We start from the raw sequence: 12,550 nt of genomic DNA, 5'->3' as shown, positions 1-12,550 counted from the left end.
GGGGGGGGGGGGGGGGGGGGGGGGGGGGGGGGGGGGGGGGGGGGGGGGGGGGGGGGGGGGGGGGGGGGGGGGGGGGGGGGGGGGGGGGGGGGCGGGGGGGGGGGGGGGGGGGGGGGGGGGGGGGGGGGGGGGGGGGGGGGGGGGGGGGGGGGGGGGGGGGGGGGCGCCCCCCCCCCCCCCCCCCCCCCCCCGCCGCGCGCGTTCTCACACCGGCCTCAGCGGGTGCGTCTCAGGCGGTACGTCCCAAGCGGTACGCCTCAGGGCGTGCGCGCCGCGAGGCCGTCGAGGAGTAGCCGCAGGGCGAGCTCGAAGCCCCGCTCGTCCAGGCCGGACGCCCCCGCACCGGGTGCGCCGCCGCGTTCGGCGGAGGCCTCCAGCGCCCCGGCCAGGGCCGGGTAGCGGGGGCGGTAGTCGGCCGAGCCGCGGGTGAACCCGGCGGTGAAGGTCTCCAGCGCCGAGCCGAGCACCAGGTAGTCGAGCGCGGCGGCCGCCTCGGCGGCGTCGGCAGGCCCGAGACCGGCCCGGCCGAGGGCCCCGAGCAGGGTGTCGTAGCCCAGCAGTTGACGCTCCGCCTCGACCCGGCGGCGGGCGAGCAGCGCGATGGTGTTCGGGTGGCGCAGGAAGACCGCGCGGTACCCGCGGGCGTAGGCGGCGACGCCGTCCCTCCAGTCGGCGTCTCCGGTCCGGGTGAGCGGTTCGAGGTCGATCTCGGCGTTGACGAGTTCGGCGAGCGCGTCGATCAGCTCGTCCTTGCCGCTCGTATGGTTGTAGAGCGAGGCCGCCTTGACGCCCAGCCGGTCGGCGAGGGTGCGCATGGTGAGGCCGTCCGGGCCCTGTTCGTCGACCACGTCGAGGGCGGCCCTGGCGATGATCTCCCTGCTCAGCAGCGCCCTGCTCGGTCGTCCCACGGTGCTCCGCCCCTCGCCGCCCACTGTCAGGCCCTTTCCGGACAGGACCTTAAGCCCCTGCGTCGCCCCACGTTATTACAGCCTGGTGTCGGCTCTTCCCCTGCCCGGGGGGCACGGGCTACGGTCCCGAACTAACAAAGTTAGTTTTCCGTGGCGGGCCTCCCCCCGCACGGCGGGAAGGCGGACCGCAGCATGACCGAGAACCCCCCGAGATCCGGGACCAGCACGGGCCCCGGCCCCACGACCACCCCGAACGGGACCGCACCCGGGCCTGCGGGCGGGGCTCCGGGCGCGGTCGGCGACGCCGACCGGCTCGCCGCCCTCGGCTACCGCCAGGAGCTGCGCCGCAGTCTGGGCGTCCTCGGCAACATCTCGATGGGATTCGCCGTCGTCTCCCCCGTCGTCGGCCTGTACGCCGTCAGCCAGGTCGGCCTGAGCGTGGCCGGCGGCGCCTGGGTGTGGGCGCTGCCGGTGTGCCTGCTCGGCCAGATGCTGGTGGTGGCGGTCTACTCCGAACTCGCCTCCCAGTGGCCGCTGGCCGGCGGCGCGTACCAGTGGAGCAGGCGGCTGGCGGGCCCGACCTTCGCCTGGCTCACCGGGTGGATGTGGCAGTTCGCCGTGATGTTCGCCAACACCACCGTCGCCTACCTGGCCTCGCCCTGGTTCTTCGCCCTGTTCGGGCTGACCCCGACACCCGCCCGGCTGGTGCTGGTCTCGGTGCTGTTCATGCTGTTCTGCACCCTGGTCAACGCCTACGGCATCAACCTGCTGCGCTGGTTCGTCTCGCTCGGCATCGCCGCCGAGCTGATCGCCTCGGTGCTGGTCGGCTTCGCCCTGCTGCTGTTCTTCCGGGTGCACGGCTTCGGCCTGCTGACCGACCTCCTGGACGCCCCCGCCACCGCCGGGGTCTCCACCGGGGCCGCCTTCCTGGCCGTGGTCGCCGTCGGCGGCTGGGCGTTCATCGGCTTCGACGCCTGTGTCTCCACCGCGGAGGAGACCAGGGACGCCGGCCGCCAGGTGCCGCGCGCGATGTGGTGGGCGCTGCTGAGCGTCGGCGTGGTCGTCATCCTGAACGCCGTCTCGGTCGCGCTCGCCCACCCCGACCCGGCCGCGGTGGTCGCCGGCCAGGACCTCGACCCGGTCACCACCGCCGTCACCACCGCCTTCGGCGACTGGTCGGCCAAGCCCTTCGTGGTGGTCGTGCTGATCTCCTTCACCGCCTGTCTGATGGCCTCCCAGGGCGGCGCCGCACGCGGCCTCTACTCGCTGGCCCGCGACGGCGTCTTCCCGTTCTCCGCCCAGGTCCGCCGGGTCAACCGGCACAAGGCGCCGATCGGCGGACTGGTCGCGGCCACCGTGGTCAGCGCGGCCGCGCTGCCGCTCGGGCTGGAGGCCACCGCGATGGGCAGCCTGATCACCTTCGGCACGGCCGCCACCTTCCTGCCGTTCTTCCTGCTCAGCGTCGCCGCCCTGGCCGCCCGGCTGCGCGGCACCTGGCGACCGTCCGGCGAGGTCTCCTACGGCCGGGCCGGGACGGTGGTCAACGCCCTCGCGGTGCTCTGGACGGGGCTGGAGGTGGTCAACATCTGCTGGCCGCGGGCCATCCTCGCCCCGCCCGGCGCGCCCTGGTACCAGGTGTGGGCGGCCCTGCTCGGTGTCGGCCTGGTCGGCCTGGCCGGCCTCGGCTACCTGCTGGTCCGGCGGCCGCAGCGGCTGATGCGGGACGGCGCCTTCAGCGAGCGGCCCGGCGACGAGCTCGCCCCGGCGGTGCACTGACCCGCCCGGATCCGGGCCCGGGCAGGTCGGAAGGCCTGATCCGGGCCCCGGGCGCGTCGGCCGGCCGGATCACACGCCGGCTCCGGGCCCCGCGGGTCGGACGGCCCGCATCAGCCGATCGGCGGATGCCCGCTCAAGCGCGATGGGCGATGCGGGGCCGGGGCCCGGCCCGTGATCATCGGGCCATGCCCATCATCGAAGTCACCGGACTGCGCAAGTCCTACGGGGGCCGGCCCGTGGTCGACGGGGTGTCCTTCGCCGTCGAGGAAGGCGAGATCTTCGGCGTGCTCGGCCCGAACGGCGCAGGCAAGACGACCACGGTCGAGTGCGTCGCGGGGCTGCGGACCCCCGACTCCGGGCGGGTACGGGTGGCCGGCCTCGACCCGCTCACCGAGCGTCAGGACGTCACCCGGATCCTCGGCGTGCAGCTCCAGCAGAGCGCGCTGCAGGAGAACCTGACCGTCCGCGAGGCGCTGCAGCTCTACAGCGCCTTCTACCCGGCCCCGGCCGACTGGCGGCCGCTGGCCGAACGGCTCGGCCTGGCCGACCGGCTCGGCGCCCGCTTCGGCGCGCTCTCCGGCGGCCGGCGCCAGCGCCTGTCCATCGCGCTCGCCCTCATCGGCGCCCCCCGGGTCGTGGTGCTCGACGAGCTGACCACGGGCCTCGACCCGCGCGCCCGGCGCGACACCTGGAAGCTGATCGAGGACGTGCGGGAGTCCGGCGTGACCGTCCTGCTGGTCACCCACTTCATGGAGGAGGCCCAGCACCTCTGCGACCGGATCGCCGTCCTCGACGCGGGCGGGGTCGTCGCGCTCGACACACCCGCCGGGCTGATCCGCCGCACCGACGGCGCCACGGTCGTCACCTTCACCCCCTCCCGCCCGGTCGACGGCCTCGACCTGGCCGCGCTCCCCGCCGCGGTGTCCGTGCGGCACGCCGAGGACGGCCGGGTGAGCGTGTGCGGCACGGACGAGACGGTCGCGGCGCTGATCGCCCTGCTCGCCGGGCACGGGATCACGGCGCACCGGCTCCGGATCGCGAACCCCACGCTGGACGACGCCTTCCTCCGGCTCACCGAACGGGGGGTCTGAGATGTCCGCGTCCACCGCCGTGCTGCGGGCCGAGGCCCGCCTCATCGGCCGCCACCGTGCGGGGGTGTTCTGGGTCGTGGCCTTCCCGACCCTGCTGCTGACCGTCCTCGGCCTGCTGCCGGCCTTCCGCACGCCCGACCCGGCGCTCGGCGGGCTGCGCATGGTGGACGCCTACGTCCCCGTGCTGGTGCTGCTCGCCGTGATCATGTCCGGCACCCAGGTCATGCCGGGGTTCCTGGTCGGCTACCGGGAGCAGGGGATCCTGCGCCGGATGTCCACCACGCCGGTACGGCCGCTCACCCTGCTGACGGCACAGATCGTCCTCCACACCGTCGTCGCGCTCGGCTCCGCCGTCCTGGTGGTCGCCGTCGGCCGGCTCGTCCACGGCGTGGCGCTCCCGCGGCACCTGCCCGGCTACACCGTGGCCCTCGCGCTGGCCGCCCTGGTGGCGCTCGCGCTGGGGACGGTCCTCGCCGCGTTCGCCCCGAACACCAGGCTCGCCACCACGGCCGCCACGGTCGCCTTCTTCCCGCTGGCCGTCTCCGCGGGGCTGTGGGGACCGGTCCAGGTGCTGCCGGAGACCGCCCGGCGCGTCCTCGGGTTCACCCCGTTCGGGGCAGGCGCCCGGGCGCTCGACCAGGCGATGCGCGGCGACTGGCCCGACTGGTCCCTGCTGGGGGTGACGGTGCTGTGGACGCTCCTCCTGGTCGCCACCGCCGCCCGTTGGTTCCGCTGGGAGTGACCGACTCGGAGAATGGCCCCATGACGCACGACGCGGTGGCCGTGGACGTCCGCTGGGAGCAGTTCTACCGGTGGTCCCCGTACCTCCTGCTGGGCATCGCCTCCGCGGGGGCGGCGGCCAACGCCGACCTCGGAGGGCCCGGCGGGCCGTACGGGGCGGTGGCGCTGGTGGGCGCCGCGCTAGCGCTGCACCTGTGGTGGCACCGGACGGCCCCCGGGGCGGCGGGTCCAGGGGCAGCAGGTGCAGGGGCGGCGGGTCAGGCGTACTACGCCATCCGGTACGTGCTCTCCTTCGCGCTCTGCTGGCTGACCCCGGCCTTCCTCGTCTACGCGGTGATCGGGTACTACGACGCCGTCCGCTGGCTGCCCGCCCGCCTGGCCCGCGTCGGCCTGCTCGCCACGGCCGTGCCGATGTCCGCCGTCAGCGTCGGCGGCCCCCCGCTGAACGGCCCCGCCCAGTGGGCCGGTTTCGCGGCGGTCTACGCGGTCAGCGGTTCGATCGCCCTGCTGCTCCACCACTTCTCGGTCAGGGAGGGCGAGAGCGCCCGGGCCAAGACCGACACCATCGCGGAACTGCAGTACGCCAACGCCCGGTTGGCGGAGGCGCTGCGGGAGAACGCGGGCCTGCACGCCCAACTCGTCGTCCAGGCCAGGGAGGCGGGCGTCCACGACGAGCGCCGCCGGCTCGCCGCCGAGATCCACGACACCATCGCCCAGGGGCTGGCCGGCATCGTCACCCAACTCCAGGCGGCGGCCGACAGTTCGACGCCCGCCACCGCCCGGGACCACGTCGGACGGGCGGCCGCGCTGGCCCGGCAGAGCCTCGGCGAGGCGCGCCGCTCGGTCCAGGACCTCGGCCCGGCCCCGCTGCAGCACGAGGCGCTGCCCGAGGCGCTGCGGACCATCGTGGCGGCCTGGTCCGAATCGACCGGCGTACGGGCCGACTTCACCGTCACCGGCCCCGTGGAGCCGCTGCACCACGAGATCGAGGCCGCCCTGCTCCGCATCGCCCAGGAGGCACTGGCCAACGCCGGCCGGCACGCGCACGCCACCAGGGTCGGCGTCACCCTGTCCTACTTCGACGAGGAGGTGAACCTGGACGTCCGCGACGACGGCCGCGGCTTCGACCCGCTGCACCCGCCCGCGCGCGGTGCGCACGGCGGTTTCGGGCTCGACGGCATGCGCGCCCGGGCCGAGCGCGTGGCGGGCGCCGTCGAGGTCGAGTCGGAGCCGGGCACCGGCACCGCCGTCTCGGCCCGCGTACCGCTGGTGCGCCATGACCGTACTGTTGGTGCGCCATGACCGAACCGCCCATCACCCTGCTGATCGTCGACGACCACCCCGTCGTGCGGCACGGACTGCTCGGCATCTTCGCCGCCTCCGGTGCCGGCTTCGAGGTCCTCGGCGAGGCCGCCGACGGCGTCACGGCGGTCGCCCTGGCCGAACGGCTGGACCCGGACGTGGTCCTGATGGACCTCCGGATGCCCGGCGGCGGCGGAGTCGAGGCGATCAGGGAGCTGGCGCGCCGCTGCCCGCGCTGCCGGGTGCTGGTGCTCACCACCTACGACACCGACCACGACACCATCCCCGCGATCGAGGCCGGGGCCACCGGCTACCTGCTCAAGGACGTCCCCCGCGACGAGCTGTTCACCGCCGTGCGCGCCGCCGCCGAAGGCCGCACGGTGCTGTCCCCCGCCATCGCCGCCCGCCTGGTGTCCCGCGTACGGTCGCCCCGCAGCGCCGCCCTGAGCGCCCGCGAGGGCGAGATCCTGCGCCTGGTCGCCAAGGGCACCTCCAACCGCGAGATGGCCGCCGTCCTGTTCATCAGCGAGGCCACGGTGAAGAGCCACCTCACGCACATCTACGGCAAGCTCGGCGTCAAGGACCGCGCCGCGGCGGTGGCCACCGCCTACGACCGCGGCATCCTCGGCTGACGTCCGGGGTGATCCGCCATACCGTCATACCGTCAGCCCGGCCGCCTCACCGGTCGTCCGGGTCGCTCCACCCCGTGAGGCGGGCGGCGAGCGCCCGGACCTCCTCGCGCAGGGCGTCCGGCCGGCGGATGGCGAACGGCCAGCCGAGGCCGGCCAGCATCATCGCCATGCCGTCGAGGCGCTGCGCCCGGGCCCGCAGCAGGACCAATCCGTCGTCCGTCCCGGTGAGCGTCCCGGCGGTGGGCGGGATGCGCTGCCGGGCCTCGGCGAGGGTGGTCGTCAGCACCACCTCCACCTCGTGCGTCCACGGCACCGCGGCCAGCGACTCCACCACCCGCTGGACCGGGTCGAAGTCCTCCGGCGGCTCGAATGCGGTCGCGCGGGGCTCGGCGGCCTCGATCCGGTCCAGCCGGAAGGTGCGCAGCTCGCCGCTGCGGTGGTCCAGCCCGGTGGTGTACCAGCGGCCGGAGTGGAAGACCAGCCCGTACGGGTCGAACTCGCGCTCGCTGGGCTCGCCCGTACGGTCCCGGTAGGCGAGCCGGACCCGGCGCCGGCGGCGGGCCGCCTCGGCGAGGGCGAACAGCGCGGCCGCGGCCGGACTGGGCCCGGCCGCGGGCGCGGCGGTCAGTCCTAGGGTCTGCTCGACCGCCGCGACGCGCTCGCGCAGCTGCGGGGGCAGCACCCGCTGGATCTTGGCGAGCGCCGACTCCGCGGCCTGCTCCCCCACCGACAGCCCCGAGCTGCGCCCGGCCAGCAGCCCGAGGACCACCGAGGCGGCCTCGTCCCCGGTGAGCATCAGCGGCGGCAGCCGGTACCCGGGGAGCAGGCGGTAGCCGCCGTAGCGGCCGCGGTCGGCCTGCACCGGGATGCCGAGGTCCACCAGGCGGGCGGTGTAGCGGCGGACGGTGCGCTCGTCCACCGACAGCCGCTCGGCGAGTTCGGCGCCGGTGAGTCCCGGCCGGGCCTGGAGCAGTTCGAGCAGGGCGAGGACCCGGCTGACCGGGTGGTCCACGGCGCCTCCTTCCACCTGCTTTTGCCACGCCGGTTATCCGGGCGGGATCTGTCCGGATTCGATCCTAGAGTCGTTCGTGACGGTTCCGCCTACCAAGGAGCGCCCCCCATGAGCACGTTCGTACTCGTCCCCGGTTACTGGCTCGGCGCCTGGGCGTGGGACGCGGTGGCCGAGCCGCTGCGCGCCGCCGGACACACCGTGCACCCGGTCACCCTCACCGGTGTCGCCGAGCGCTCCGGCGAGGGCGGGCCCGCGGTCGACCTGGACACCCACATCGCCGACCTCACCGACCTGCTGACCCGCGAGGACCTCTGGGACGTCGTGCTGGTCGGCCACAGCGGCGGCGGCGCCCCCGTCACCGGCGCCGCCGACCGGATGCCCGAGCGGATCCGCCGGGTCGTCTACCTCGACAGCGGCCCGCTGACCGACGGCGCCGCGCTGCGCGACCTGTGGGAGCCGGAGTACCGCGCCCGCGCCGAGGCCTCCGTGGTCGACGGCTGGCGCTACCCGATGCCGTCCTGGGCGGAGCTGGCCGCGTCCGGGGCGCCCCTCGACGGCCTGGACGAGGCCACCCTCGCCCGGATCCGCGAGCACGCCACCGACCAGCCCGCCGGCGGGTTCGCCCAACCGCTGCGGCTGACCGGCCGGGGGGACGGGCTGGCGAAGGCCCTGATCTCCTGCTCCTTCCCGTTGGAGCAGGTCCGGGGCATGATCGCGAGCGGCCACCCGTACTTCGCGCCGCTCGCCGGGCCGGAGTGGGAGCTGCGCGAACTCCGGACCGGCCACTGGCCGATGTTCTCCCGCCCGGAGGACACCGCCGCGCTGCTGGCGGAGCTCGCCGCGCAGTGACGGCCCCGCAGTGACGGCCCCGCAGTGACGGCCGGGGGGCGGCGGCCGTAGGGCGGCCCGGGCATCACGCCGGGCCGCCCTGTCGGGCGCCTTGCCGTCCACGTGCGTGTTCGACCGCGTGTTCGGCTGCGCCCGGTAGCCCGGACGGCGCAGGATGGGCACGGCGCCGCGGATCCGGCGCCGCGCGACACCACGAACGAGAGCGAGGCGTGCCCGCCATGAGCCAGACCCCGACCGGCGCAACGACCACCGAGAGGGCCGCGGGCGCAGCGGAGTTCCGACGCGTCACCACCGCCCTGGTGACCGGCAGCGCCACCACCGTGCCCTTCCACGTGGAGATCAAGGCGGGCACCCACCAGCTGACCGCCGACGAGCCGGAGCGCCGGGGCGGAGCGGACAGCGGCCCGGAGCCGTTCGCCCTGCTGCTCTCCTCGCTCGGCTCGTGCACCGCCATCACCCTGCGGATGTACGCGGCGCGCAAGGAGTGGCCGTTGGAGGCCGTCCGGGTCAGGCTCGGATACGAGACGAACGGGAGCACCGGCCGGATCTCCCGCCGGGTCGCCCTCACCGGCGCGCTCGACGCGGACCAGCGCGCCCGGCTGCTCGACATCTGCGAGCGCACACCCGTCACCCTCGCCCTGCGGGCCGGGGTCGCGATCGAGACCACGGAGGACCACGCGTGACGACCACACCGGAGGAGTACGACGTCATTGTGGTGGGTGCGGGCCCGACCGGCGAGAACGTCGCCGACCGGACCGCCGCCGCCGGGCTGCGCACGGTGATCGTCGAGGCCGAACTGGTCGGCGGCGAGTGTTCGTACTGGGCCTGCATGCCGAGCAAGGCGCTGCTGCGCCCGGTGGCCGCGCTGGCCGACGCCCGGGCGGTGGCCGGTTCGCGGGAGGCGGTCGGCGGCGGGCTGGACGCCGCGGCCGTGCTGGCCCGGCGCGACTCCTTCGCCTCGCACTGGCAGGACGACGGCCAGGTGAAGTGGCTGCGCGACACCGGGATCGACCTGGTCCGCGGGCACGGCCGGCTGGCCGGCGAGCGGACGGTCACGGTCGAGGCGGAGGACGGCAGCGAGCGGGTGCTCACCGCCCGGCACGCCGTCGCCGTCTGCACCGGCAGCCGGCCGGTGCTGCCGGAGGGCGTCCCCGGTCTGGCCGAGGCCCGGCCGTGGACCAACCGCGAGGCGACCGGGGCCCCCGCGGTGCCCGGCCGGCTCGCGGTGGTCGGCGGCGGCGTGGTCGGCGTGGAGATGGCGACCGCCTGGCGGGCGCTCGGCGCGGAGGTCGTCGTGCTGGTGCGCGGCGACGCTCTGCTGCCCCGGATGGAGCCCTTCGCGGGCGAGCTGGTCGCGGACGGGCTGCGCGCGGCCGGGGTGGAGCTGCGGTTCGGGGCCTCGGTGGCCTCGCTGGAGCGGGTGGACGGCGCCGGGGTGGTGCTGGTCCTGGAGGACGGCGAGCGGCTGACCGCCGACGAGGTGCTGTACGCGACCGGGCGGGCGCCGCGCACCGCCGACGTCGGGCTGGAGCAGGTCGGTCTGAAGCCCGGCGGCTGGCTGGACGTCGACGACAGCTGCACGGTGCTCGGGGTCGACGGCGACTGGCTGTACGCGGCCGGGGACGTCAACCACCGTGCGCTGCTCACCCACCAGGGCAAGTACCAGGCCCGGATCGCGGGCGCGGCGATCGTCGCCCGGGCCGAGGGGCGGACGCTGGACACCGCGCGGTGGGGCGCGCACGCCGCCTCGGCCGACAGCGCCGGCGCCCCGCAGGTCGTCTTCACCGAACCGGAGGTCGCGGCGGTCGGGCTGACCCTGGCCGCCGCCGAGCGGGCGGGCGTGCGGGTCAGGACGGTGGACCACGACCTCGGCGCGGTCGCCGGGGCCTCGCTCTACGGCGACGACTACCGGGGCCGGGCCCGGGTGGTCTTCGACCTGGACCGCCAGCTGCTGATCGGCGCGACCTTCGTCGGGCCGGGCGTCGCGGAGCTGCTGCACTCGGCGACCATCGCGGTGGTCGGCGAGGTGCCGATCGACCGGCTCTGGCACGCGGTGCCGGCGTACCCGACGATCAGCGAGGTGTGGCTCCGCCTGCTGGAGGGGTGCCGGGGCTGACGCCTGCCGGGCGCCGGGTGCCGGGCCTCCTGGGTCGGCCGCCCCGCCGGGCCGGGTGACCGGCGCGGCGGGGCGACCGGCGCGGCGGGGGGTTGGCACGGGGCCGTTGGAGGGAGACTGGCCGACGGAGGGGTTGTCCCGGCGGGGGCCGTTTTACCGACCAGGTGGTGTGTGGCATGACCGAGGTGCTGTTGGCCGTCGGAACCGAGAAGGGGCTCTTTCTCGGCCGTAGCCGCGACCGGCTGAACTGGGAGTTCAGCGGGCCGCACTTCCCGATGAACGCGATCTACTCCGTCTCCATCGACCGCCGGGCCGGCCGGGTCCGGTTGCTGGTCGGCGCCGACAGCAGCCACTGGGGGCCCGCGGTCTGGCGCTCCGACGATCTCGGCGCGAGCTGGTACGAGCCGCCGAAACCCGCCATCCGCTTCCCCGAGCACACCGGCGCCTCGCTCACCCGGGTCTGGCAGCTCCAGCCGGCCGGGGACGAGGCGCCCGGTGTGGTCTACGCGGGCACCGAACCCGCGGCGCTGTTCCGCTCGGAGGACGGCGGCGAGAGCTTCGCGCTGGTCGAGTCGCTCTGGGAGCACCCTCAGCGGACCGAGTGGGGTGCCGGCTACGGCGGCCAGGGGCTGCACACCATCCTCACCGACGCGCGCGACGCCGAGCGGCTGGTGGTCGCGATCTCCAGTGGCGGCGTCTACCGGAGCAAGGACGGCGGCGGCACCTGGGAGCCGTCCAACACCGGGCTGCGGGCGGAGTTCCTGCCGGAGGAGAGCCAGTACCCGGAGTTCGGCCAGTGCGTGCACAAGATCGCCCCGGACGCCGTCAACCCGGACCGCCTCTACCTGCAGAACCACGGTGGCGTCTACCGCAGCGACGATGCGGGCCTGAGCTGGCAGTTCGTCACCGACGGGCTGCCCGCCGACTTCGGCTTCGCCGTCGCCGCCCACCCGCGCCGGGCCGACACCGCCTACCTCTTCCCGCTCGGCGGCTCCGGGGACCGCATGCCGCCGGACCACCGCTGCCGCATCTACCGCACCGAGAACGCGGGCGCCAGTTGGCACCCGCTCGCCAAGGGCCTGCCCGGCGAGGACCACTACGGCGTCGTCCTGCGCGACGCCCTGCGCACCGACGACGCCGACCCGGCCGGCATCTACTTCGGCAACCGGACGGGCGACGTCTACGCCAGCCCCGACGAGGGCGAGAGCTGGTCGCTGCTGATCTCCCACCTGCCGGACGTCCTGTGCGTGCGGGCGGCCGTGGTGGGGTGAGGCACCCCCCGGAGCGGGCGCGGGCGTTGGTGCCGGCGGCCGCTCCGGGGGTGTCATTGCGGGGGTGTCATTGCGGGGGTGTCACTGTGGGGCCTCACTGCGGGTGCCGCTGTGGTGCCGCTGTGGGCTGACGGCCGGGCAGGTGGCGGGGCAGGTGGCCGGGGGAAAACGGCTCGCCAGGGGCGCGCGTCGGCTGGCAGGGTGCGCTGCATGTCAGCCCAGCCAGCCCTGTACCAGGTCCGTGCCGACCACGACGCCCGGTCGATCGTGGTCTACCAGGCGTACCCGCCCGCCGTGGCCGATCCGGCGGTCCGGGCGCAGCGGTTCGTCCCGCCGTTCTCCTTCAACCGGATGACCTGGATCAAGCCCTCGTTCCGCTGGCTGATGCACCGCAGCAACTGGGCCCGGAAGGCCGGACAGGAGCGCGTCCTCGCCGTCCGGATCACCCGGGAGGGGTGGGAGGAGGCGCTCTCCCAGGCCGTGCTGACCAGCTCCGATCCGGCGTCGGTCGCGCGGGCCGCCGTGCACGTCCAGTGGGATCCCGAGCGCTCGCTGCGGGGGGCCGCGCTCAACCACTACAGCATCCAGGTCGGCGTCGGCCGGGGGCTGATCCGGACCTTCGCCGAGGAGTGGGTCGTCGGGATCACCGATGTCACTCCGCAGGTGCGGCGGGTGGCCGAGCTGGTCCAGGGCGGGCAGGCCGCGAAGGCGCAGCGCCTGCTTCCGCCGGAGCGGGTCTACCCGTTGCCGGAGCCGACCGGCCGACGGCTCCTCCCCGGCGCGGGGTAGGTTTCCGAACCCGGGGCGGGGGCGTTGCCGGGGCTGCCGGGGGCTTCCGCCTGCCAGGACGTC

General features: G+C 75.5%; 12 protein-coding genes. 10 read left to right on the top strand and 2 right to left on the bottom strand.

Going from position 1 to position 12,550, the window contains the following annotated elements; all coding sequences use genetic code 11:
* Nucleotides 1–257: 257 nt before the first annotated feature.
* On the bottom strand, nucleotides 258–908 hold the full coding sequence (locus tag ACIGZJ_RS03660; protein ID WP_392928209.1) for a TetR/AcrR family transcriptional regulator: 651 nt from the start codon (nucleotides 906–908) through the stop codon (nucleotides 258–260).
* Between the two features lie 192 nt (nucleotides 909–1,100).
* Between ACIGZJ_RS03660 and ACIGZJ_RS03655 the strand changes: the two genes are divergently transcribed.
* From ACIGZJ_RS03655 to ACIGZJ_RS03635, 5 genes are all read left to right on the top strand, one after another.
* On the top strand, nucleotides 1,101–2,684 hold the full coding sequence (locus ACIGZJ_RS03655) for an APC family permease (RefSeq protein ID WP_396455730.1): 1,584 nt from the start codon (nucleotides 1,101–1,103) through the stop codon (nucleotides 2,682–2,684).
* Nucleotides 2,685–2,869: 185 nt separating this feature from the next.
* Nucleotides 2,870–3,775, top strand: coding sequence for an ABC transporter ATP-binding protein (locus ACIGZJ_RS03650; protein ID WP_396455729.1), 906 nt, complete (start codon nucleotides 2,870–2,872; stop codon nucleotides 3,773–3,775).
* A gap of 1 nt (nucleotide 3,776) precedes the next feature.
* Complete coding sequence (locus ACIGZJ_RS03645) at nucleotides 3,777–4,517, top strand: ABC transporter permease (RefSeq protein ID WP_396455728.1); 741 nt, start codon at nucleotides 3,777–3,779, stop codon at nucleotides 4,515–4,517.
* 20 nt (nucleotides 4,518–4,537) lie between these two features.
* Nucleotides 4,538–5,818 (top strand): sensor histidine kinase, encoded by a 1,281-nt coding sequence (locus ACIGZJ_RS03640; protein WP_396455727.1) that lies wholly within the window; start codon nucleotides 4,538–4,540, stop codon nucleotides 5,816–5,818.
* Nucleotides 5,815–6,450, top strand: a complete 636-nt coding sequence (locus tag ACIGZJ_RS03635; RefSeq protein ID WP_396455726.1) for a response regulator — start codon at nucleotides 5,815–5,817, stop codon at nucleotides 6,448–6,450. Before ACIGZJ_RS03640 ends, ACIGZJ_RS03635 begins: the two co-directional genes overlap by 4 nt.
* A 46-nt stretch (nucleotides 6,451–6,496) precedes the next feature.
* On the opposite strand, the gene ACIGZJ_RS03630 is transcribed toward ACIGZJ_RS03635, so the two are convergent.
* Nucleotides 6,497–7,462 carry a helix-turn-helix transcriptional regulator gene (locus ACIGZJ_RS03630; protein ID WP_396455725.1) on the bottom strand — a complete coding sequence of 322 codons (966 nt, stop codon included), beginning with the start codon at nucleotides 7,460–7,462 and terminating at the stop codon, nucleotides 6,497–6,499.
* A 108-nt stretch (nucleotides 7,463–7,570) separates the two neighbouring features.
* On the opposite strand from ACIGZJ_RS03630, the gene ACIGZJ_RS03625 reads away from it, so the two are divergent.
* From ACIGZJ_RS03625 to ACIGZJ_RS03605, 5 genes are all read left to right on the top strand, one after another.
* The gene (locus tag ACIGZJ_RS03625) at nucleotides 7,571–8,311 is read left to right on the top strand and encodes an alpha/beta fold hydrolase (RefSeq protein WP_396455724.1); all 741 of its coding nucleotides are present in this window, start codon (nucleotides 7,571–7,573) and stop codon (nucleotides 8,309–8,311) included.
* Between the two features lie 218 nt (nucleotides 8,312–8,529).
* On the top strand, nucleotides 8,530–8,994 hold the full coding sequence (locus ACIGZJ_RS03620; RefSeq protein ID WP_396455723.1) for an OsmC family protein: 465 nt from the start codon (nucleotides 8,530–8,532) through the stop codon (nucleotides 8,992–8,994).
* Nucleotides 8,991–10,427: a dihydrolipoyl dehydrogenase family protein gene (locus tag ACIGZJ_RS03615; RefSeq protein ID WP_396455722.1), complete on the top strand. Its 1,437-nt coding sequence runs from the start codon at nucleotides 8,991–8,993 to the stop codon at nucleotides 10,425–10,427. The genes ACIGZJ_RS03620 and ACIGZJ_RS03615 overlap by 4 nt, the downstream gene beginning before the upstream one ends.
* Nucleotides 10,428–10,603: 176 nt before the next feature.
* Nucleotides 10,604–11,698: a WD40/YVTN/BNR-like repeat-containing protein gene (locus tag ACIGZJ_RS03610; protein WP_396455721.1), complete on the top strand. Its 1,095-nt coding sequence runs from the start codon at nucleotides 10,604–10,606 to the stop codon at nucleotides 11,696–11,698.
* 210 nt (nucleotides 11,699–11,908) lie between these two features.
* Nucleotides 11,909–12,487, top strand: coding sequence for a DUF4291 domain-containing protein (locus ACIGZJ_RS03605; protein ID WP_396455720.1), 579 nt, complete (start codon nucleotides 11,909–11,911; stop codon nucleotides 12,485–12,487).
* Nucleotides 12,488–12,550: the final 63 nt, after the last annotated feature.

It is taken from the genome of Kitasatospora sp. NPDC052868, assembly GCF_044547105.1.
Taxonomy (GTDB): domain Bacteria; phylum Actinomycetota; class Actinomycetes; order Streptomycetales; family Streptomycetaceae; genus Kitasatospora.
The sequence above is the reverse complement of the archived record's forward strand: the minus strand, read 5'-3'. Positions and strand labels throughout refer to the sequence as shown.

Bases quoted from the DNA above. Each gene is read 5' to 3' on its own strand.
- ACIGZJ_RS03655 (WP_396455730.1), top strand. From the start codon at position 1,101: ATGACCGAGAACCCCCCGAGATCCGGGACCAGCACGGGCCCCGGCCCC.
- ACIGZJ_RS03650 (WP_396455729.1), top strand. From the start codon at position 2,870: ATGCCCATCATCGAAGTCACCGGACTGCGCAAGTCCTACGGGGGCCGG.
- ACIGZJ_RS03645 (WP_396455728.1), top strand. From the start codon at position 3,777: ATGTCCGCGTCCACCGCCGTGCTGCGGGCCGAGGCCCGCCTCATCGGC.
- ACIGZJ_RS03640 (WP_396455727.1), top strand. From the start codon at position 4,538: ATGACGCACGACGCGGTGGCCGTGGACGTCCGCTGGGAGCAGTTCTAC.
- ACIGZJ_RS03635 (WP_396455726.1), top strand. From the start codon at position 5,815: ATGACCGAACCGCCCATCACCCTGCTGATCGTCGACGACCACCCCGTC.
- ACIGZJ_RS03625 (WP_396455724.1), top strand. From the start codon at position 7,571: ATGAGCACGTTCGTACTCGTCCCCGGTTACTGGCTCGGCGCCTGGGCG.
- ACIGZJ_RS03620 (WP_396455723.1), top strand. From the start codon at position 8,530: ATGAGCCAGACCCCGACCGGCGCAACGACCACCGAGAGGGCCGCGGGC.
- ACIGZJ_RS03610 (WP_396455721.1), top strand. From the start codon at position 10,604: ATGACCGAGGTGCTGTTGGCCGTCGGAACCGAGAAGGGGCTCTTTCTC.
- ACIGZJ_RS03605 (WP_396455720.1), top strand. From the start codon at position 11,909: ATGTCAGCCCAGCCAGCCCTGTACCAGGTCCGTGCCGACCACGACGCC.